Here is a 19136-nt window from a genome sequence, read left to right as displayed (position 1 = left end):
CGCCGCTCACGCCACGCTTCCCGCCCAAACCGGCGGGCGGCGGCCCGACCAGGGCAGGGCCTGCTCGAGCTGTGCCGCCAGGCGCAGCAGCGTGGCCTCGCGCGCGAAACCGGCCACGAACTGGATGCCGATCGGCAGCCCGGTGGCGACGTCATGCGCGAGCGGCACCGACATCGCGGGCACGCCGGCAACATTGAAGGCCGGCGTGAACGGCGAATGCTCGAACACGCGCGCGGTCCATTCCAGCCCGGTCATGGTTTCGGCGCCGCGCGCGTAGGTGCCGATCGCCGGCGGCAGTCGCGGCAGCGTCGGCGTCATCAGCAGGTCGAAACGTTCGAACCAGCCGCCGACCTCGCGGCTCAGGCGGTTGCGCAAGTCGAGCGCCGCCGCGAAGGACGTCGCGCTGGCTCCGCGGCCATGGCGATAGCAGGCCAGCGTGGCGGGCTCCAGCGTGGTGGCGTCGATCGGCCGGCCGGTGGCGGCCACGACCGCGTCGATCCAGCCCACCAGGGTGGCGCACCAGATGGTGGCGTTGGCCGCCACCAGCGCCTCCCAGGAGACGCCGAGCGGCAAGTGCAATTCCTCGACCCGGTGCCCGAGCGCTTCCAGTTCGCGGGCCGTCGCGCGCGTGGCGGCCGCGATCGCCGGATCGGTGCGCGCGCCGTTCCATGGATCGCCCCTCATCGCGATCGTGAGCCGCCCCGGATCGCGGCCCACTTCCGACAGGAAGCTGCGCGCCGGCGCGGCCGTCACATAGGGATCGCCGGGAGCCTGCCCCTGGATCGCGTCGAGCAGGGCCGCGCTGTCCCGCACCGAGCGGCTGACGCCGAGCTGCACGCCGAACCCCGCGAACACTTCGTCGAGCGCCGGGCCGTTCGAGCTGCGGCCGCGCGTCGGCTTGAGCCCGAACAGGCCATTGCAGGCGGCCGGCACGCGGATCGAGCCGGCCGCGTCGGTGGCATGGGCCAGCGGCACGATGCCGGCCGCCACGGCCGCCGCCGCGCCGCCGCTGGAGCCGCCCGCGCTCAGGTCGAGCGCCCAGGGATTGCGCGTCGCCCCTTGCGCGGCCGATTCGGTGGTGGTGCTGAAGGCCATCTCGGGCGTGGTGGAACGGCCGATCGTCACCAGCCCTGCCACGCGAAAGCGGCGCATCAGCCAGGAATCCTCGGCCGCCACGCAGCCTTGCGCGAGCCGGCTGCCGAGTTCCAGCCGCTTGCCGGCCATCGAGACCGCCAGGTCCTTGATCAGGAAGGGCACGCCCGCCAGCGGGCCGGCGGGCTCGTCGCTGCCGGCACCGCTCGCCTCGATCGGCCAGTGCTCGACCACGGCATTGATGCGCGGATTGACCGCCTCGGCGGCCCTGCGTGCCAGCTCGCCGAGTTCGGCCGCCGTGACTTCGCCGTCCCGCACCCGTTGCGCCAGGCCCAGGCCATCGTGGCTCGTGTATTCGTCCAGTGTCATCTCGTTCTCCGGTAGGAACCGGCAAGATAGAACGGCCGCGTATCGCCGATTAGCCCATCTTCCCGGCATGCTTTGGGCCACCGATGGCACAATCGCGAATCGACGGAGTGGACGAGCCATGACACGCGACTTGAACGACACGCTGATCTTTCTTCGCGTGGTGCAGGAAGGCAGCTTCACCGGCGCGGCGTCGGCCTTGCAGATTCCGAAGACGACCGTCAGCCGGCGCGTGCGCGAACTCGAGAGCCATCTGGGCGCGCAATTGCTGCACCGGACCACGCGCCGGCTGCGGCTGACCGAGGCGGGCACGGTCTATTTCGAGCATTGCCGCGCGATCGCGGTGCAGCTCGATGCCGCCGAGAACGCGGTGCAGGCGGTGCACGACGGCCCGCGCGGCTGGCTGCGCGTGACCCTGCCCTATTCGTTCGGGGTGGCCTGGATTTCGCCGCTGATCTCGGGATTCCGCGCGCGCCACCCCGATATCCGTCTCGAGATCCTCGCCTCGCATGTGACGCTCGACCTGCTGACCGAGGAAGTCGATCTCGCGCTGCGGCTCGGCGCCCTGCCCGATTCGGGCCTGGTGGCGCGGCGCCTGGGCAGCTTCGCCACCTCGATCTACGCGAGCCCGGCCTACCTGGCCGAGCACGGCGCGCCGGCCGGCCCCGAGGAGTTGATCCGGCATCCCGCCCTGACCCTGCACCAGGCGCGCCGCGACAGCGGTTATGCCTGGCCCTTGCGCAAGGCCGGGCGCAAGCCGGCGTACTACGCGCTCGATCCGGTGGTGGTGGCCAGCGACCCGGCCCTGATCCTCGATGCCGTGCGCGAGGGCAAGGGGCTCACGCTGGCGATGGACATGAGCATGGCGCCCGAAGTCGAGGCCGGGCGCCTGTGCCGTGTGTTGCCGGGATGGATCGGGCCACCTCAGGAATTGAATGCGCTGTACCCGAAGGAGCGCGTGCCCGCGCCGAAGGTGCAGGCGTTCGTGAGGTATTTGCGGGAGCGGTTGAAGTTCGTGGAGGAGAAAAGATAGGAGGTGCGGCTGGAACTCAGACCTTCCTCCCGAACATCGACGTCCCCCGCCCTTGCGTAGCACGACGCTTTGGCGCCCGATCACGTAGTCAGGAGCTCGGGCATGCGGAAACGATTCACCGAAGAGCGGATCATTGGTTTGCCGCGCGAGGCGCAGGCCGGCCTGCCGGTCGAAGCGCTCTGCCTCCAGCATGGCTTTTCCGAAGCGAGCGACTACCCGTGGCGCAGCAAGCTCGTCGGGATTCGAGTTCGGCTTCGTCGAACATGATGAACGGTGCGTTGCCGCCAGGCACGGGCGACGGACTCTTTAGCGTAGCCGCCGATTCCTTCGACGAATACCGGCCGACCGGCGTCGAGCATGTGAACGCCACCCTGGGCACGCTCGCATTGGCGAGCCACGCCCTTACCGACGGCATGCCCGCGTCGGCCTCGCCGCTGTCGGTCACCAAGGCGATAGTCCTGCCAGTGGCCGGATCGGTCATGCCGAAGCGGTGGCGGTCGACGGCGGGCGCCCGGCGGCCGTCGATGAAGTTAACGGCAGGTCGTGCCGTGTGTCATCACATCGGCCGCGACGTGACGCGTCAAGTGCCGAGCAGGCTTCACGCCCCGACCGACGCGCGTGGTCCGCCCGCGACCACGGCCGCGAGCCCGAGCGCCGGATAGGCGTGATCGACGGCGGCGAGATCGGCGCGCATCTCGGCCAGCAGCCAGTCGCGCAGTTCAGCCACGATCGGCCGCAGCGGCCGCGCCGGCGACCAGGACAGGCAGCACGTGCGGTCCGTCACCTGCAGCTCGGGCACGGCAGGCACGAGCTGTCGCTGCGCGAGCCAGTGCGTGAGCACGTTGACCCAACCGAGCGCGATGCCCTGCCCGAGCAGCGCGGCCTGCACCACGATGGCGTAATCGTTGAAGCTGAGCACGTGCGCCGCCGTGCGCTCGTCGTTCGCGAATGCGGCGAAGCGCGTGTGCCAGCCACGCTCCTCGGCGTCCATCACGATCACGGTGTCGCCGTGCTCGTGCCAGGCCTCGCCCCGGGCGAGCTCGGCATAACGCGCATTGCACACGGGCAGCAGCACCTCGGGCATCACGGCCACGCAGTGCTCGTCGAGCTCGGCGCCATGCTGGAAGCGCATGCCGAGATCGACATCGCCGAGCGGGCCACCGATGCGCCCCGAAATCAACTGGAAACGCAGGTCCACGCACGGAAACGCCGCGTTGAGCCGCCCCATGCGCGGCATCAGCCAATGGGTGGTGAAGGCGGTGGAGACGGACAGCGTGACGGGCTCGACACCGGTGGCGCGAGCCTCGATCTCGCCGATGGCATCCTCGATGCCGTTCAAGCCTTCGGAAATCTTGCGGTAGAGGATGCGCCCGTTCTCGGTCAGCTCGATGCCGCCGTGCACGCGCTCGAACAGGCGCACGCCGAGATGATCCTCCATACGCGAGAGCATGCGGCTCACCGCCGGCTGGCTCACATAAAGCTCCTGCGCCGCGCGCGTGAAGTTTCCGCAGCGCGCGGCGGCCTCGAAAACGAACAGCGCGTTCGCGCTGGGGAGCTTGCGGCGGAGGTTCGGCATGACCTGATGTTATGCCCGATCCAACAATTTGGGAATTGCCGTCAAAAAAACCCGCGCCTATATTTTTCCCATCACGGACCAACAAAGCAGGAGCGATGGATGGACGCGAGAGTGAAAGCAGGCGTATCGGTGAGGTCCGCCGTCAAGCGTTATGGCCAGGTGGCGGCGCTCGACGACGTGTCGCTGGACGTGGCGCCAGGCGAATTCGTCTCGCTGCTCGGGCCGTCCGGTTCCGGCAAGACCACCCTGCTCGGCATCCTCGGCGGCTTCGTGCAGCCCACCAGTGGCAGCGTATGGGTGGGCGACCGTGATATTACATTCGTGCAGCCGCACAAGCGCAACATCGGGATCGTGTTCCAGAACTACGCGCTGTTCCCGCACATGACGGTGGGCGAGAACGTGGCCTTCGCGCTTCGTGCGCGTCGCGAGCCGAAGGCTGGCTGGGCGCGCCGTGTGGCCGACGCGCTGGCGATGGTGGAGCTGGGCGGCTACGAGCAACGCCGCATCGCCTCGCTGTCGGGCGGCCAGCGCCAGCGCGTGGCGCTGGCCCGCGCGATGGTGTTCGAGCCGCAGCTGATCCTGATGGACGAACCGCTCTCCGCGCTCGACAAGCAACTGCGGGAAACCATGCAGATCGAGCTGCGCCGCCTGCACCGGCGCCTCGGCGCCACGATCATCTACGTCACCCACGACCAGCGCGAGGCGCTCACGATGAGCGATCGCGTGGCCGTGCTGCGCAACGGCAAGCTCGTACAGATCGACACGCCCGAGCGGCTCTATGACCGACCCTGCAACGCCTTCGTGGCGAGCTTCATCGGTGAGGCCACGCTGCTGCCGGTGACGCGCGCCGGCGAGGACAGGGTGCGGCTGGGCGATTCGGTGCTGCGTGCGAGCGCGCCGCTGCCACACGCCGACACGCTACTGCTCGCGGTGCAGACCGAAAAGCTCGTGATCGCCGACGCCGGCACGCCGTCGACCACGAACCGCCTCAGCGCGCGCGTGACCGAGGTGCTGTATCAGGGCGAAAGCCTGCGCGTGTTCGCGACCTTGCCCGACGGCAACGCATTGAGCCTGCGCCAGCCCGGCAACCACGAGGCGCGACAGCGCATCCCTGCGCCCGGCGCCATGATCTCCGTGGCACTCGATCCGCGCGACACGATCGTCGTGCCGGCCTGACGGATCGTTCCGCTTTCGAAATATTTTCCATTACGACGTCGCCCACGTCGCGGCGACGCCGGCGCGGCCGCTCGCGCGCGTTGTTCTTCAGCATCGACCGACTTTTGTCTGTTTTTTTACCTGCGTTCGCCTCTTTCGCTCACCTGCCACGCAATCAAGGATCCAAGCCATGAAGCTCACCGATTTCAAGGTACTGACGTTCGATGTCGTCGGGACACTGATCAACTTCGAACAGGGCGTGCTCGCCTCGGTGCGGCGCCTCGGCGGCGCGGCCGCGAACGACCTGTCCGACGACCAGATCTTCGAGCCGTATCTGCGTGGCCGCGCCGCGTTTCCGGGCCGATCGAGCCATGCGATGGCGCTCGTCTACTTGTCGCTGGCGAAGGAGCTGGGCCTGCCCGACGACGCGCAATCGGCCGCGGCATTCCAGCGCGACGTGCTCGAATGGCCGGCGTTCGCGGATTCGGTGGCGGCGCTCAAACGCTTGCGCAGGCACTTCCGGCTCGTCGCGATGACGAATGCCGACCGCGTGGCGCTGTCGGCCTACGCACACACGCTGGGAGACCCGTTCGACGACACGGTGTGCTGCGACGACACCGGCGTGGCCAAGCCCGACCCTCAATTCTTCGCCTACAACCGCGGGCGCCAGGCTGCGTTCGGCTACAAGTTCGGCGAGATCCTGCACACGGCGCAGAGCCAATACCACGATATCGGCATCGCCACGAAGCTTGGCTATGCGACGTGCTGGATCGAGCGCCGCCGCAACGAGCAGGGCTTCGGCGGCACCCCGGTACCGAGCGAGGTGACCACGCCCACGTTCTGCTTCGCGACGCTCGGCGAACTGGCCGATGCGGTGGACGCCGAACTGGCCGCCATCTGATCATGCTCGAAGCGCCCGCCTCCACCTCGCCGCAGCCAGCCTCGCTGTGGCGCGCGCTGGCCGCCGAATCCGGCGCGCTCGCGAGCGGCGCCGAGCGCGGCGCGGGGCCGCTCGATCGTGAGTTGCGTACCGAGATCGCGATCGTCGGCGCCGGCTACTCCGGCCTGGCCGCCGCCCACGCGCTGCGGCAGCGGGGCGTGGCCTGCGTGGTGCTCGACGCGAACCCGGTCGGCTGGGGAGCGAGCGGACGTAACGGCGGCGTGGTGTCGTCCAAGTTCCGCCTGTCGTTCCCGACCATCGCGAGCCGACACGGCCTCGAAGTCGCGCAGCGCATGCACCGGCTCGCGCACGACGGCGTGCGCGCGGTGGAGGCGCTGGTCGACGAATTCGGCATCGCCGGTGCGCGCCTCGCCCGCACCGGCAGCCTGCGCTGCGCGCATACCGAGCGCGCACTCGCGGCATGCGTGGCCGAGGCCGACTGGGTGCGCACCATGCTCGGCGACGCCTCGATGCGCACGCTCTCGCGCGCGGAAGTGGCGGAGGAAACCGGCTCGAACGGCTTCGTGGGCGGCGTGCTCAGCGCCGACGCGGGCACCATCCTGCCGCTCGAATACGTGCTCGGCGTGGCGCGCGGGTTGGCCGCGAGCGGTGTGCCGATCCACACCGGCACGCCCGTCACCGGCTTCGCCCGCCATGCCGACGGCGCGACGCTGCTCACGCCCGGCGGCACGGTGCGCGCGCGGCAGGTGATCATGGCCACCAACGCCTACTCGTCGCTGACGCCCGCCACGGCCGACTTCCAGCGCGAGCTGGTTCCGTTCCGCAGCGCCATGATCGCCACTGAACGGTTGCCGGCCGGGCTCGATGCCACGCTGATGACGCAGCAGCGCAGCTATACCGAAACGCGCCGCATGATGAAGTGGTTCCGCCGCGCCGACGGACGCATGATCTTCGGCGGCCGCGACGCGTTCGGCAAGGAAGGCGGAGGCACCGGCTTCGAGTCGCTGCGCCGCGGGATGGTCGCGCTGTTCCCGCAACTGGCCGAGGTGCGCGTGGCGTATCGATGGTCCGGCTACGTCGGCATGACCTTCAACGCGCTGCCGCACGTGGGCCGGGCCGACGCGTCCACGGTGTTCTGCCTGGGGTACAACGGCGCGGGCGTGGCGATGGCGAGCCTGGTCGGCCGTCACGCCGCGGCGCTCGCGCTCGGCGAGCGGCCCGATCTCGCGCTGCTCGCGCAGGAGGGGCTGCGGCCCGTGCCCTTGCATGCGCTGCGCGCGCCGGGCGTCAGGCTCGTCGCCGCGTGGTACCAAGTTCTCGATGCGCTGGGGATATGATGACGACTGCCCGAACCCTGATTCCGGAATCCGAACTGATGCGATCGAACGAGGCCGGCGCCGCGCGCCACCATCAACGGCGCGAGGATTGCACGATGCTGCTGTTGCTCCTGCCCGCGCTCGCGGTCGTCGTGCTGCTGCTGGTGGTGCCGCTCGCGTGGCTGTCCTGGCAGTCGATCCGCCAGGACGGCGGCTTCACCCTCGCCTTCTATCGCCGCATCCTCAGCGGTCCCTACCTCGACACCTTCGCCCTCACCTTTCGCATGAGCGCGATCGTCACCGCCATCACGCTGCTGCTCGCCTACCCGGTGGCCTATCTGGCCGCTTCGGTCAAGCCGCGCTACGCGGCGCTGATCCTCGGCATGGTGGTGCTGCCGTTCTGGACCAGCGTGCTGGTGCGCACCTACGCGTGGCTCGTGCTGCTGCAGCGCACCGGCGTGGTCAACAAGCTGCTGCTCGCGAGCGGCCTGATCGATCGGCCGATGCAGCTCGCCTACAACGAACTCGGCGTGATCATATCGATGATCCACATCCTGCTGCCGTTCATGGTGCTGCCGCTGTACTCGGCCATGCAGAAGATCCCGCGCGATCTCTCGCAGGCGGCGGCCAGCCTCGGTGCCTCGCCGCTTCACAACTTCGTGCGCGTGTTCCTGCCGCTGTCCATGGCCGGCGTGGTGGCCGGCGTCACGCTGGTGTTCGTCCTGTGCCTGGGCTTCTACATCACGCCCGAGCTGATGGGCGGTGGTCGATCGATCATGGTGTCGATGATCGTCAGCCGCAATGTCGAGATATACAACAGCTGGGGCGCGGCGAGCTCCGTCAGCGTCGTGCTGCTGGCCTGCGTGTTCACGATCTTCTGGATAGCCAGCCGGGTGATCCCGCTCGACAAGACACTGGGGGCGAAATGAAACCCAATCTGCCGGCTCGTGCGCTGCTCGTCGCGGCGGTGGTGCTGATCCTCGCGTTCCTGATGATCCCCGTGCTGATCGTGGTGCCCATGTCGTTCTCGGACACCCGCTTCATGACCTTCCCGCCGCCCGCGCTGTCGCTGCGCTGGTACGCGGCGTTCTTCGGCAATCCCGAATGGCTCGCCGCGGCGCGCACCACGCTGGTCGCCTCGTTCGGCGCGGTGCTGATCGCCACGCCGCTGGGCGTGGCCGCCGCCTATGCGATCGAGCACGGCTCGCATCCGCTGATCCTCCGTATGCGAGCGGTGCTGCTGCTGCCGCTGATGGTGCCGATCATCATCGTGGCGGTGGGCGTGTTCTTCGTCTATTCGCGGCTCGGCTACGTCAATTCGCTGGGCGGCCTGATCCTGGCCGACGCGATGCTGGGCCTGCCCTACGTGCTGATCTCGGTGGGCGCCGATCTGCGCTCGTTCGATCACGCGCAGGAAATGGCCGCGCGCAGTCTCGGCATGAACCGCTTTCGCAGCTTCATGGTGGTGACGCTGCCGCAGATCCGCTCGAGCGTCATCGCGGGCGCCGTGTTCGTGTTCATCCAGGCGCTCGACGAAACCGTGGTGGCACTGTTCGTGTCGGGCGGCGCGAACCAGACGCTGACCCGCCGCATGTTCGTGACGCTGCGCGACGAGATCGATCCGACCATCGCCGCGATCAGTACCATGCTCACCGCGCTGACGCTCGCGATGGTACTGATGGTGGTGATCACGCGTCGCGGCAACGGCGCCGCAGGCCGCCAGGCCGGCCGCGGCAGCGCGCGCGACGAGCAAGCCGGCGCGGCCACGGCGTGAGCCGCACGCGCCGCGCCCTTCGCGAACTCCCCAACCCGACGGAACCCGCCGCATGACGGATGCCCTGCACTTCTACATCGACGGCGTGTGGGTCGCGCCGCACGGCGACGCGCGCCTGCCCGTCGTCGATCCCTGCACCGAAACGCCGTATGCCGAGGTCGCGCTCGGCGACGCACACGACGTCGAGCGTGCCGTGGCCGCCGCGCGGCGCGCGTTCGCGAGCTTCTCGCAGACAGCGCCGCACGAACGCGTCGCGCTGCTGCGCCGCGTGCTCGAGATCTATCTGCGCCGCTACGACGAATTCTCGCTCCTGTTGTCGCACGAACTCGGCGCGCCGCCGGCGCTGGCCGCCGACTGGCAGGCCGGGCTCGGCCAGCGCCATCTCGAGGAACTGTTGCGCACCTGCGAGCGGTTCCGGTGGGAGCGCATGAAGGGCACCACGTTGATCCGCCACGAGCCGCTCGGCGTGGTGGCGCTGATCACGCCGTGGAACTGGCCGATCAACCAGATCGTCTGCAAGGTGGGGCCCGCGATCGCGGCCGGCTGCACGATGGTGCTCAAGCCGAGCGAGGTGTCGCCGCTCGACGCCGCGCTGTTCGCCGAGGTGCTGCACGAAGCGGGCGTGCCGCCGGGCGTGTTCAACCTCGTGCACGGCGACGGCCCCGGCGTGGGCGCCGCGCTGTGCGCGCATCCCGAGGTGGACATGGTGTCGTTCACCGGCTCGACGCGCGCCGGCATCCAGGTCGCCACGCTGGCCGCGCCCGGCGTCAAGCGCGTGCACCAGGAGCTCGGCGGCAAATCCGCGAACCTGCTGCTAGACGACGCCGACTTCGAAACCGCCGTGACGTCAGGCGTGGACAGTTGCTTCAGCAACAGCGGCCAGTCGTGCAACGCGCCCACCCGCATGCTGGTGCCAGCCGCGCGCCACGACGAGGCGGTAGAGATCGCGCGGCGCGCCGCCCACGCGCATCGCGTGGGCCCGCCCGGGATGGACGGCAGCACCATGGGACCGGTCATCAACGCCACGCAGTACGAACGAATCCAGTGCCTGATCGAAACCGGCATCGCCGACGGCGCGCAGCTGGTGGCCGGTGGCCCGGGCCGGCCCGGCGATCTGAGGCGCGGCTATTTCGTGCGGCCCACCGTATTCGCGAACGTACGCCCTGACATGACAATCGCGCGCGAGGAGATCTTCGGGCCGGTGCTGGCGATCTTGCCCTATCGCGACGAAGAGGAGGCGATCGCGATCGCCAACGACAGCCCCTACGGCCTGGCCGCCTACGTGCAGTCCGGCGACCTCGAGCGCGCGCGCCGCCTGGCCTTGCGGCTGCGCGCGGGCAGCGTGTACCTGAACTATCCGGCCTGGGACGCGGGCGCGCCGTTCGGCGGCTACAAGCAGTCGGGCAACGGCCGCGAATATGCGGAATGGGGCCTCGAGGCATTTCTCGAGGTGAAGGGCGTGGTCGGCTACGGCGGTTGAGCACGCGGCGGCGGCGAACGCGTCGCGCCCGCTGCCCGCGCATCCCGCCGGCGTTCGGTCAGCCTTGCCTGGACTTCGCCAGCAACATGTCGGCGATGCGCTCGGCGACCATGATGGTCGGCACGTTGGTGTTCGCGCAAGGGATCGACGGCATGAGCGAGGCATCACACACGGTGAGCGCGTCCACGCCATGCACCGCGCCGTCGGCGCCGGTCACGGCCATCGCGTCGTCGGCCGCGCCCATCCGGCAGGTGCCCGACGGATGCCAGGTGCCCCCCACCGAACGTGTGACGAACTCGGTAAGCGCGGCATCGTCGGCCAGCAGCGTAGCCAGCGACACGCCCTGTGTGACCACCCGCTCGATCAGCGCGCCGCGCAACGGCCCCGCCGCGTCGAGCAGCCCGCTTAGCGCGCCTCGCCGCCACGCGTTCCATCTGCCTGGCAGTGCCACGGCCGCCACTCGCGGCGAATAGCTCGACGGGAAGCGGGGCCCCAGCCGCGCGGCCAGCCCCGGCTCGGCCAGCGTGCACGCGCCGAAGCGCAACGCGCCCTTGAGCCGTTCGAGATCGCGTGCGTCCGACAGCATCGAGAACGCCACGTTCGGTTCGTGGCCCGAATCGGTCGAGGCCAGTGTGACCCGTCCGCGCGAATACGATTTGTTGACCCAGAAGAACATCGTGCCGAGCCGGTACCCGATCGAGTGCCAACCCGAGCGCGACAGGATCGCGCCGTGCATGTCGCCGGGCGGCGTGCCGGGCAGCCCCGAAGAATAACGAACGATAGCCTGCTCGTGATGCTCGTCTGGAAACGGCGTGCGCATCTCGCGCGGCAGGAACGCCGACACCGCGATAGACGGATGCTCCATGAGATTGCGACCCACGCCATCGCGTGCGGCCACCACGGAGATGCCGTGCTCGTGCAGCACGTCGGCCGGCCCCACCCCGCTTCGCATCAGCAGCGTCGGGCTGTGGATCGCGCCGGCGCTGACGATCACCTGCCGTGCCGACAACACGGCACGGCTGCCGTCGGCACGCAGCATCTCCGCGCCCACCGCGCGGCGGCCCTCGAAGCGCACACGCTTCACCTGCGTGTCGGTCAGTATCGCGAGGTTCGAGCGCGCGCGCACGGCGTCGTCGAGATAGCAGACCGAGGTAGGAATGCGCTCCCCCCGGTCGCTGACCGCGATCGCGCCGATGAACGCGCCGTCTTCCCACGCCCCGTTCTGATCCAGGCGCAGTGGATGGCCCTGGCGGCCGAGCGCGTCGAGCACGACGCGCACGAATGGCGAGAGTCGCTCGGGCGGCGCGCGACGCACGCGCAGCGGGCCGCTCGCGCCATGCAGCGGGCCCGCGAAATCGACGTCGTGCTCGAGCTTCAGGAAATATGGCAGGCAGGCGGCCCAGTTCCAGCCGGCCGCGCCGAGCGCCTCCCATTCGTCGTAATCGGCCGGGGCGCCGCGATTCGCCATCAGCGCATTGATCGCGGAGCCGCCGCCGAGCACGCGCGCCTGCTCGTAGCGACGAGGCGCGGCCAGCTCGCTCATGCGCGCCTGCAGGCGTACCCAGAGGTTGCGCGTGTCGAGGTAGGCGCGGCCCGGGTAGCGGCTGCGCATCTCGGGCGGCAAGGTTGCAGCCTCGACATTGCGGCCGGCCTCGACGAGGCAGACCGAGGCGGTGGCGTCCTCGGACAACCGAGCGGCCAGCACGCAGCCGGCCGAACCACCACCCAGGATCAGATAGTCATACACGATGAAGGACGGGTGAGAAACGCCACGCGGCACCACCGGAAGATCGGGGAACCCTGAAAGACACGGTACGGCGCATATCGAGCGCGCGCCGCGCCGGCCCTCTTCACTGCTGCATGAACTTGAGCCAGCGTGCCTTCGCGTCGATGCCGGCCGGCGAGGCCCACCACGTCTCCGACATCAGCGCCTGCTTGGCCGCGTTCGCCGGCGAGCTCGGCAATTCCGCCGCGCGCTGTGCCGAGATCTTGTTGCCGGCGTAGGCGGCCGGGTTGCCCGGGCCGTAATCGATGTACTTTGGCAGGTTGGCCTGCAGGTCCGGCGACACGGCCGCGTCCACGAAGCGCACCGCGTTGGCGAGATTCGGCGCGTTCTTCAGGATGCACAGTTGGGTGTTCTGCAGGATGCCGTCCTCGTAGGTGAACACGATGTCGGGATTGTCCTTGGCCACCGCGCTCGCGCGACCGTTCCAGATCATCTCCATGTCCACCTCGCCGTCGTGCAGCAACTGCGCCGACTGGCCGCCCGAGGTCCACCACACGGCAATGTCGGGCTTGATCTGCGCGAGCTTGCGAAACGCACGGTCCACGTCGAGCGGGTATAGCTTGTCGCGCGGCACGCCGTCGGCCAGTAGCGCGGCCTCGAGCGTCGTCTGCGGATCGTTGCGCAGCGCGCGCGTGCCGGGGAAACCCTTCACGTTCCAGAAGTCGGCCCAACTGTGCGGCACTTTCTTGACGGTCTTCCTGTTGTAGCCGATCACGCTCGAATAGAACTCGTACGGCACCGAATACGGCGTGCGGTATTTCTCGGGGATCGAGGCCGCATTGGGCATCTTCGAATAGTCGAGCTTCTCGATCAGGCCATCGTGGCCGCCGCGCAGGCAGTTCGAGGTGGGCGTGTCCACCACGTCCCAGATCGGCTTGCCGGTGGCGCCCTGCGCCTTGATCTGTGGCCAGGCGTCGGGGATGCTGTCCTGGTTGATCGTGATGCCGAGCTGCTTGGCGGCCGGATCGAGAATGGCCTTGGTTTGCGCCTCCTGATAGGCGCCGCCCTGCGAAACGAAGGTGATCTGGCCGGCGGCGAATGCCGGCGCGGCGTTCGCGCTGGCGATCGCGAGTGTTATGGCAGCCTGACACAAACGGTTGATTCTCATCGCGAATCTTCCTCGACACGTTGGAAGTGGAAACGTCGTCCGGCGCGGGGCTTCAGTGGCGCGCCGCATCGGGCATTCGATCATCGGGTCGATTCGAATATAGAGAGCCAATTTACGGCGGACAACGCCGAAATTGTTGTGGCCGTCATGACCTGATGTAATGCCCCGAGCCGATGGGGCGGCGTGCAGGCGGGGAACGCACGGCAAGGACGGTGGCCAGGGCCAGCCGCCGCGGTGCAGGCCTTCTTCGCGATTGGCCTGCACGTACAGCCCGTCGAGCGGCGCGCGACGTCGGACGCCGCGCGATGTCACCGTCAGCGGCGGGGCAGCGGCCCAGCGCGCAATGTCCAGACGCTCCCGCGGATACCGATTTCGTATGACTTTCCGATCGATCGCCGACGCGCCCACTGACGGGAATGGCTTCGGGTCGAGCGCGAACGGATCGCGCTCGCCAAAGACGTGACCCGCGAACTGCTTGCATCCCCATTCCGATATCCGGACGGCCTCGCCTGCTTCCCGTCAATCGTTTCCTCACTGCTCACAGCAGCGACTTCTCACGAGTTCCACGAGCCAGTCGGCGAATACCTGCAAGCGCCGAGACAGGTGCTGCCGATGCGGATAAAGCAAGGTAACCGGCATCGGTGCGGGACGATACTCGCTGAGCACCTCCACGAGCTCTCCGGCGCGGATATGGGCCTCGACATCGTAGGCGGGTATCTGGATAAGCCCGAGGCCAGTCAGGCAACAAGCGATATACGTCTCGGCATTGTTGGCGGTTACGCGCGCCTTGACCCCCAGCGTGTGCGTCGCATCGCCCTCGATCCATTCCCACGGCACAGGCCGTCCATTGGACGGAGAGGCATACCCGACCGACGTGTGGTTGGCGAGGTCGCCGGGATTACGCGGAATACCGTGGCGAGCAAGATAGGTAGGACTGGCGACGTTGATGAGCGCGAGCTCTCCGATGGGCCGCGCAATGAGCTCGGATTCCTTGAGGGTGCCAACGCGCAGCGCGCAATCGATCCGTTCCTCGATCAAATCGACCGGTCGATCCGTTGCACCCATTTCGATATCGATTTGAGGATGTGCCTCGAGGAAGGCGGGGAGCGCGGGGGCGACGATCAAGCGCCCAATCCGACCGGGCATCTCGATGCGCAACGTGCCTGCGGCAGCAAAGGCCGATGAACGGAACAAGTTCTCCGTTTCGTCCATGTCGGCCATCAGCCGCAGACAGCGTTCGTAGAAGGCGGCGCCGTCCTGGGTCGTCGTGACCCGACGCGTCGTGCGATTCAGCAAGCGGGTGCCGACACGGTTCTCCAGCTCTTGAACCGCGGCCGACACCGAGGAGCGCGGCATCCCGAGCGTATCCGCGGCGCGGGTGAAGTTCGAGCACTCCACGACGCGGGTGAATACCCGAAACAGATCGATACGGTCCATGCTTTTCGACTAGCCCATGCTCGTTCGATAGCTAAAATCGACGCCCTGATTGGTCGAAATCCCTGACATATCCATCCATAAATATAGCCTTTATAGAGAATAAATCGAACTATACCATCCAGTACGGGTGACGGCATTGGGCTGTCATGCAGACTGGAGCAAGAGATGGCAAACCATGACATTCGTGGCAAAACGGTACTCGTTGCGGGAGGCGCAAAGAACCTCGGTGGGCTTATCGCGCGCGACCTGGCTCGAGAGGGTGCGAAGGCGGTCGTGATCCATTACAACAGCGCCGGCACGAAGCAGGCCGCCGATGACACCGTCGCAGCGGTCAAGCAATCCGGCGCGCAAGCCATTGCGCTGCAGGCCGACCTCACGAGTGCCGCGGCAATGGAGAAGCTGTTCGCGGATGCCGTCGCGGCGGTCGGACGACCGGACATCGCAATCAACACGGTCGGCAAAGTGCTGAAAAAGCCATTCACGGAAATCGACGAGGCCGAATACGACGAGATGGCCGCAGTGAATTCGAAATCGGCGTTTTTCTTCTTGCGCGAAGCCGGCCGCCATGTGAACGACAATGGGAAGATCGTCACTCTCGTCACCTCCCTGCTCGGCGCATTCACCCCCTTCTATGCGGCCTATGCCGGCACGAAGGCGCCTGTCGAGCACTTCACGCGCGCGGCTGCGAAGGAGTTCGGCGCGCGAGGCATTTCGGTGACCGCCGTGGGACCCGGCCCGATGGATACGCCGTTTTTCTATCCCGCCGAAGGCGCGGACGCCGTTTCGTATCACAAGACGGCGGCTGCCCTCTCGGGGTTTTCAAAAACGGGATTGACCGATATCGAGGACGTCGTGCCGTTTATCCGTCATCTCGTGACCGACGGCTGGTGGATCACCGGTCAGACCATACTCATCAACGGTGGATATACCACGAAGTAAGTCGCCATAACGCCGAGATGGATTCGCCCCGGCGTTGGCGCGCATCGCGCGGGCTTCGGCATCTTCGATTGTTCGAGGCCATGCTCTCGCGTTTCAACCGGTAGAAAATCGCCCGGCGGGTCAGGGCGGCGCCGCCTCGACCTGGCCGATCGAAAGCCTCGATATTGAAGCGCATCGAATTCAAACGCCGACCGCAGCTTGCCTCCCGTGAAAGCACGTTGAAACCCAATCTGGATTGCAATACGATCGCCGGGATGGAATTTACCGATCGCACGAGAGGATCATGATGGTTCGACTGGTATTGCTGCTGCTCGGAATCGACTATCTTCGCAAACGCGCTCGCGCCCTCCTCGCAATTGGCATCATTTGGCTGATTGCCGGCATCGTCGTGTTTGTCGACGCACTCGACAACGCGACTTATTTCCCCATCAATTTCTTCGCCTGGTTGTTTCTTCTGGAGGGATTGGCAACGCTCGCCGTCGCACAGACCGGCGTCGGCGGACAACGGGCGTTACGTTATGTGAAGGGATTGGCCGTCGTTGGAGCCGCGATGCTGATCTTCGCCGGCCACCACCACGGCAATTTCGTACTGTCGATGATCTTCGGTACGTTGTTTCTCGTCGATGGGCTCTTGCAGTGTATTTCCGCGTGGATCGTCCGGTATCGACGCTGGAAAATCGCCTTCTCCTGGGGCGTCGTCGAAATCCTGCTCGCGATCTTTTTCTATCAACCGTATCCGACACACTATGTCGGCACGCTACCGTACTGCCTCGGCCTGTTTCTATTCTTCGGCGGCCTCAACCTGATCACGCTCGCCGCGCGCGTGCGCCGTTTGGCCGTCAATCCAGCACTCGATACGTCGCGGCAGTCCGCGCCGCGCCCTGACCAAGATGAGTCCAGTGCCAGCCGGATCTTTACCGAATCGGGTTGGGAAGGTCCCCCGGGAGACGACGAGCCTGCATTGACCGTACACGTTTGGACGCCTACCGGTTCGTCGAGGGCGCCCGCGCAACGTCATCCGGTTGTCGATCGATACATTGCGGCCGTCGATGCGAATGGGGTTATCTCGACGGGACATGCGGCGCTGGAGTCGCCCGAAGGCATCTACATCAGCCTCTACCCTGGCGTCGAAATCGACCGATCACCCGACGAGTTCGGACGAATCCTGCGCGCGACACAAGAAAACAACGTGCCGGGAATGTTTCAGCCCGACTACGCGACCGAATCGAATGCGTGGTGCCCGTCAACGGTGCGCGTGCGTATTCGCAACTATGATCCCGAGAAATTACAAGCGTTCTGGGAACGCTATCGGGCAGATACGACCTACAACCTGACCTACCGCAATTGCTCGAGCACGGTATCCAACGCGCTGGAGGCAGCGATCGACGGCGCCGCCTCGCGCTTGCGCGGCGGAAAAAACGGGTGGGCAAGTTTCCTGCGAATCCTGGCCACGCCGGAGCTGTGGGTTGCCGCGCAAATCCGGAAACGCGCGGTCACGATGGCATGGACGCCGGGGCTTACGCTGGATTATGCGCGGGCGTTGAGCATGCTCGCAGATCCTCGTCCATTCGCGTGGTGGAAGGTTGCGCGAGGTGCGCTGTCCGTGATGACACAGCGCCGGAAGGCGTGGCGAAAACAAGATTCGCTGACTACCGGCGCGCGCAACTGACGCCGGGCGTGGGTCCTTGCAGTCGATCGCCACGGGAACGCGGAGCTGCTCGCGCGCAACCCCTAGGCTTCGCTCCCGTCACGCAGCGGCAAGTCGGAAACGATGCCGGCATGGAATAAATCCGCCTGTTGCGCTGTTCTGGACACGAAACGGTATCGATCGCAATGTCACCCAGGAGAAACAACGTGCTACCCAATCTTCTCGCCTCGTTCGACGAACTGGGCCAGGCCTTCGCGAATATCGCGAGAAACAGCATCGGCAAGAACCGGGTTTGGGCCATTGCCGAGCTGGGCAACCGCAGCTCCGGCAACAAGCGCTTCTGGGTGACCATCTCGACACAAAACACCCTGCAGGTCATCGGCAACGAGCTGAAGAGCAGTCTCGACGAGGTCAACGCCCGCAGCAAGCCGATCGGCCCCATGACCAAGCTCGAGGCCAGCAATTTCAACGCCGTGAGGCGCACCATTAACGAAAAGATTGCCGACTATGTCGGGCGGCAAGGGATGGGCGGGGACGATGACGGTGGCGTGGGCCATGCCGAGGAACGCGTCATCATGGGCTGGGACGAGATGATCAAGCAGTACGGCACGCACTTCAACCGCGAGGAGCCCGACGAAGTCCGGCTTTATCTGTCCGACAGCCCCTGCACCATCCACGATGGCCCCAAGGCCAGCGACAACCTGCCGGGCAAGCCGAAGTCGTGCTACGCCAAACTCGAACTGCTGGTCACCCAGAAGCCCGAGATCAAGAGTTGGACCATTTACTACCGGAAGAAGTGGGGAATGCTGGAGCAGAAGAAAGCCGCGAAGAATCAGACCCCGGCAGCCTGGAGCGAGGTCCAGCAACGCCAGGCCATGGTCAACGACAACCCCAGATACCAGTTGTTCACCGAGGAACTTGAAAAGCTGGCCAACAACGCGAATCTGAAGCGCGGCGGCTGATCGACGCCTGAGAAGGGCGCGGCCTCGCGAACAGGGCGCCCCTCGTCGCAGCCCCGTCCACCAGCCCGAACGTCACGCAGCCGAATGCGAAGCGCCCCGGGTCCCCACCCGCGCGCCGGCACACGGTCGGAAGCGATGGCCATACCGAACTCGCTGAGCTGATGCGGACCACACGGGGCGGCGCGTTCGACGTGCTCTTGTCGCGCTTCGAGAAGGCCGCCGCCGAAGGCGAATTTCCGGGATCACCGGATGTCGTGAAGCTCGCGAGGTTCCTCCAGACAGTCCAGAGCGGCATGGCGATCCGAGCGCGGGATGGCGCCGAAAGAGCAGAACTCCAAGCCATCGCCGAGATGGCGATGGCGGGTTGGGATCAGATCGTTCGCAACTGACCTGCCGGGCAGCGCTCGACCGGCACCGCTTGACGGTCTTATCCAGGGGAACCCGGAGCCTGTTGGCTTAAGGAGTTCCCCTACTCCCCGCCGTTGCCGCTCCCCTGCTATGCTCCGGCAACATCAATGTAAGCGCTAACACGTCCACACCTTCATTCATTTCCGCACCGATTT

The 19136-nt window shown here is 66.9% G+C and carries 16 protein-coding genes and 2 pseudogenes; 12 read left to right on the top strand and 6 right to left on the bottom strand.

Annotated features, from left to right (window positions below; genetic code table 11):
* Positions 1-6 precede the first annotated feature (6 nt).
* The gene (locus tag BM43_RS03855; RefSeq protein ID WP_036056781.1) at positions 7-1461 is read right to left on the bottom strand and encodes an amidase; all 1455 of its coding nucleotides are present in this window, start codon (positions 1459-1461) and stop codon (positions 7-9) included.
* A 118-nt stretch (positions 1462-1579) separates the two neighbouring features.
* Between BM43_RS03855 and BM43_RS03850 the strand changes: the two genes are divergently transcribed.
* Positions 1580-2491, top strand: coding sequence for a LysR family transcriptional regulator (locus BM43_RS03850; protein ID WP_036056782.1), 912 nt, complete (start codon positions 1580-1582; stop codon positions 2489-2491).
* Positions 2492-2593: 102 nt separating this feature from the next.
* Positions 2594-2740: pseudogene (locus BM43_RS42160) on the top strand (transposase); the annotation flags it as partial.
* Positions 2741-2768: 28 nt separating this feature from the next.
* Here the strand turns inward: BM43_RS42160 and BM43_RS42660 are convergent.
* Together BM43_RS42660 and BM43_RS03845 are read right to left on the bottom strand one after the other, a co-directional pair.
* Positions 2769-2906 (bottom strand): annotated as a pseudogene (locus BM43_RS42660) (hypothetical protein); the annotation flags it as partial.
* A gap of 183 nt (positions 2907-3089) precedes the next feature.
* Positions 3090-4067, bottom strand: a complete 978-nt coding sequence (locus BM43_RS03845) for a LysR family transcriptional regulator (protein ID WP_036056784.1) — start codon at positions 4065-4067, stop codon at positions 3090-3092.
* Between the two features lie 99 nt (positions 4068-4166).
* Between BM43_RS03845 and BM43_RS03840 the strand changes: the two genes are divergently transcribed.
* The 6 genes from BM43_RS03840 (at position 4167) to BM43_RS03815 (ending at position 10693) form a co-directional block, all read left to right on the top strand.
* On the top strand, positions 4167-5243 hold the full coding sequence (locus tag BM43_RS03840; protein ID WP_036056785.1) for an ABC transporter ATP-binding protein: 1077 nt from the start codon (positions 4167-4169) through the stop codon (positions 5241-5243).
* Between the two features lie 169 nt (positions 5244-5412).
* The gene (locus BM43_RS03835; RefSeq protein WP_036034552.1) at positions 5413-6123 is read left to right on the top strand and encodes an HAD-IA family hydrolase; all 711 of its coding nucleotides are present in this window, start codon (positions 5413-5415) and stop codon (positions 6121-6123) included.
* Positions 6124-6125: 2 nt separating this feature from the next.
* Positions 6126-7460, top strand: coding sequence for an NAD(P)/FAD-dependent oxidoreductase (locus BM43_RS03830; RefSeq protein WP_036056787.1), 1335 nt, complete (start codon positions 6126-6128; stop codon positions 7458-7460).
* A 38-nt stretch (positions 7461-7498) separates the two neighbouring features.
* Entirely contained in the window at positions 7499-8368 is an 870-nt protein-coding gene (locus tag BM43_RS03825) for an ABC transporter permease (RefSeq protein ID WP_223996413.1), read from the top strand.
* Complete coding sequence (locus BM43_RS03820) at positions 8365-9213, top strand: ABC transporter permease (protein WP_036056789.1); 849 nt, start codon at positions 8365-8367, stop codon at positions 9211-9213. Before BM43_RS03825 ends, BM43_RS03820 begins: the two co-directional genes overlap by 4 nt.
* A gap of 52 nt (positions 9214-9265) precedes the next feature.
* The gene (locus BM43_RS03815) at positions 9266-10693 is read left to right on the top strand and encodes an aldehyde dehydrogenase family protein (RefSeq protein WP_036056792.1); all 1428 of its coding nucleotides are present in this window, start codon (positions 9266-9268) and stop codon (positions 10691-10693) included.
* Between the two features lie 58 nt (positions 10694-10751).
* Here the strand turns inward: BM43_RS03815 and BM43_RS03810 are convergent, their stop codons facing one another.
* From BM43_RS03810 to BM43_RS03800, 3 genes are all read right to left on the bottom strand, one after another.
* A complete protein-coding gene (locus tag BM43_RS03810; RefSeq protein ID WP_042286028.1) occupies positions 10752-12440 on the bottom strand; it encodes a GMC family oxidoreductase in 1689 nt (562 codons plus the stop codon).
* 103 nt (positions 12441-12543) lie between these two features.
* Complete coding sequence (locus tag BM43_RS03805; protein WP_036035644.1) at positions 12544-13587, bottom strand: ABC transporter substrate-binding protein; 1044 nt, start codon at positions 13585-13587, stop codon at positions 12544-12546.
* A gap of 531 nt (positions 13588-14118) precedes the next feature.
* Positions 14119-15024 carry a LysR family transcriptional regulator gene (locus BM43_RS03800; RefSeq protein ID WP_036056794.1) on the bottom strand — a complete coding sequence of 302 codons (906 nt, stop codon included), beginning with the start codon at positions 15022-15024 and terminating at the stop codon, positions 14119-14121.
* Between the two features lie 165 nt (positions 15025-15189).
* Between BM43_RS03800 and BM43_RS03795 the strand changes: the two genes are divergently transcribed.
* The 4 genes from BM43_RS03795 (at position 15190) to BM43_RS03780 (ending at position 18962) form a co-directional block, all read left to right on the top strand.
* The gene (locus BM43_RS03795; RefSeq protein WP_036056796.1) at positions 15190-15963 is read left to right on the top strand and encodes an SDR family oxidoreductase; all 774 of its coding nucleotides are present in this window, start codon (positions 15190-15192) and stop codon (positions 15961-15963) included.
* A 286-nt stretch (positions 15964-16249) separates the two neighbouring features.
* Positions 16250-17632, top strand: coding sequence for an HdeD family acid-resistance protein (locus BM43_RS03790; RefSeq protein ID WP_036057378.1), 1383 nt, complete (start codon positions 16250-16252; stop codon positions 17630-17632).
* Between the two features lie 185 nt (positions 17633-17817).
* On the top strand, positions 17818-18573 hold the full coding sequence (locus BM43_RS03785; RefSeq protein WP_036056798.1) for a hypothetical protein: 756 nt from the start codon (positions 17818-17820) through the stop codon (positions 18571-18573).
* A gap of 161 nt (positions 18574-18734) precedes the next feature.
* Positions 18735-18962, top strand: coding sequence for a hypothetical protein (locus BM43_RS03780; protein ID WP_230676447.1), 228 nt, complete (start codon positions 18735-18737; stop codon positions 18960-18962).
* Positions 18963-19136 lie beyond the last annotated feature (174 nt).

Origin of the sequence: Burkholderia gladioli, assembly GCF_000959725.1 — a bacterium.
Taxonomy (GTDB): Bacteria; Pseudomonadota; Gammaproteobacteria; order Burkholderiales; family Burkholderiaceae; genus Burkholderia; species Burkholderia gladioli.
Note: the sequence above shows the minus strand (reverse complement) of the source record. Positions and strands in the feature narration are given on the sequence as shown.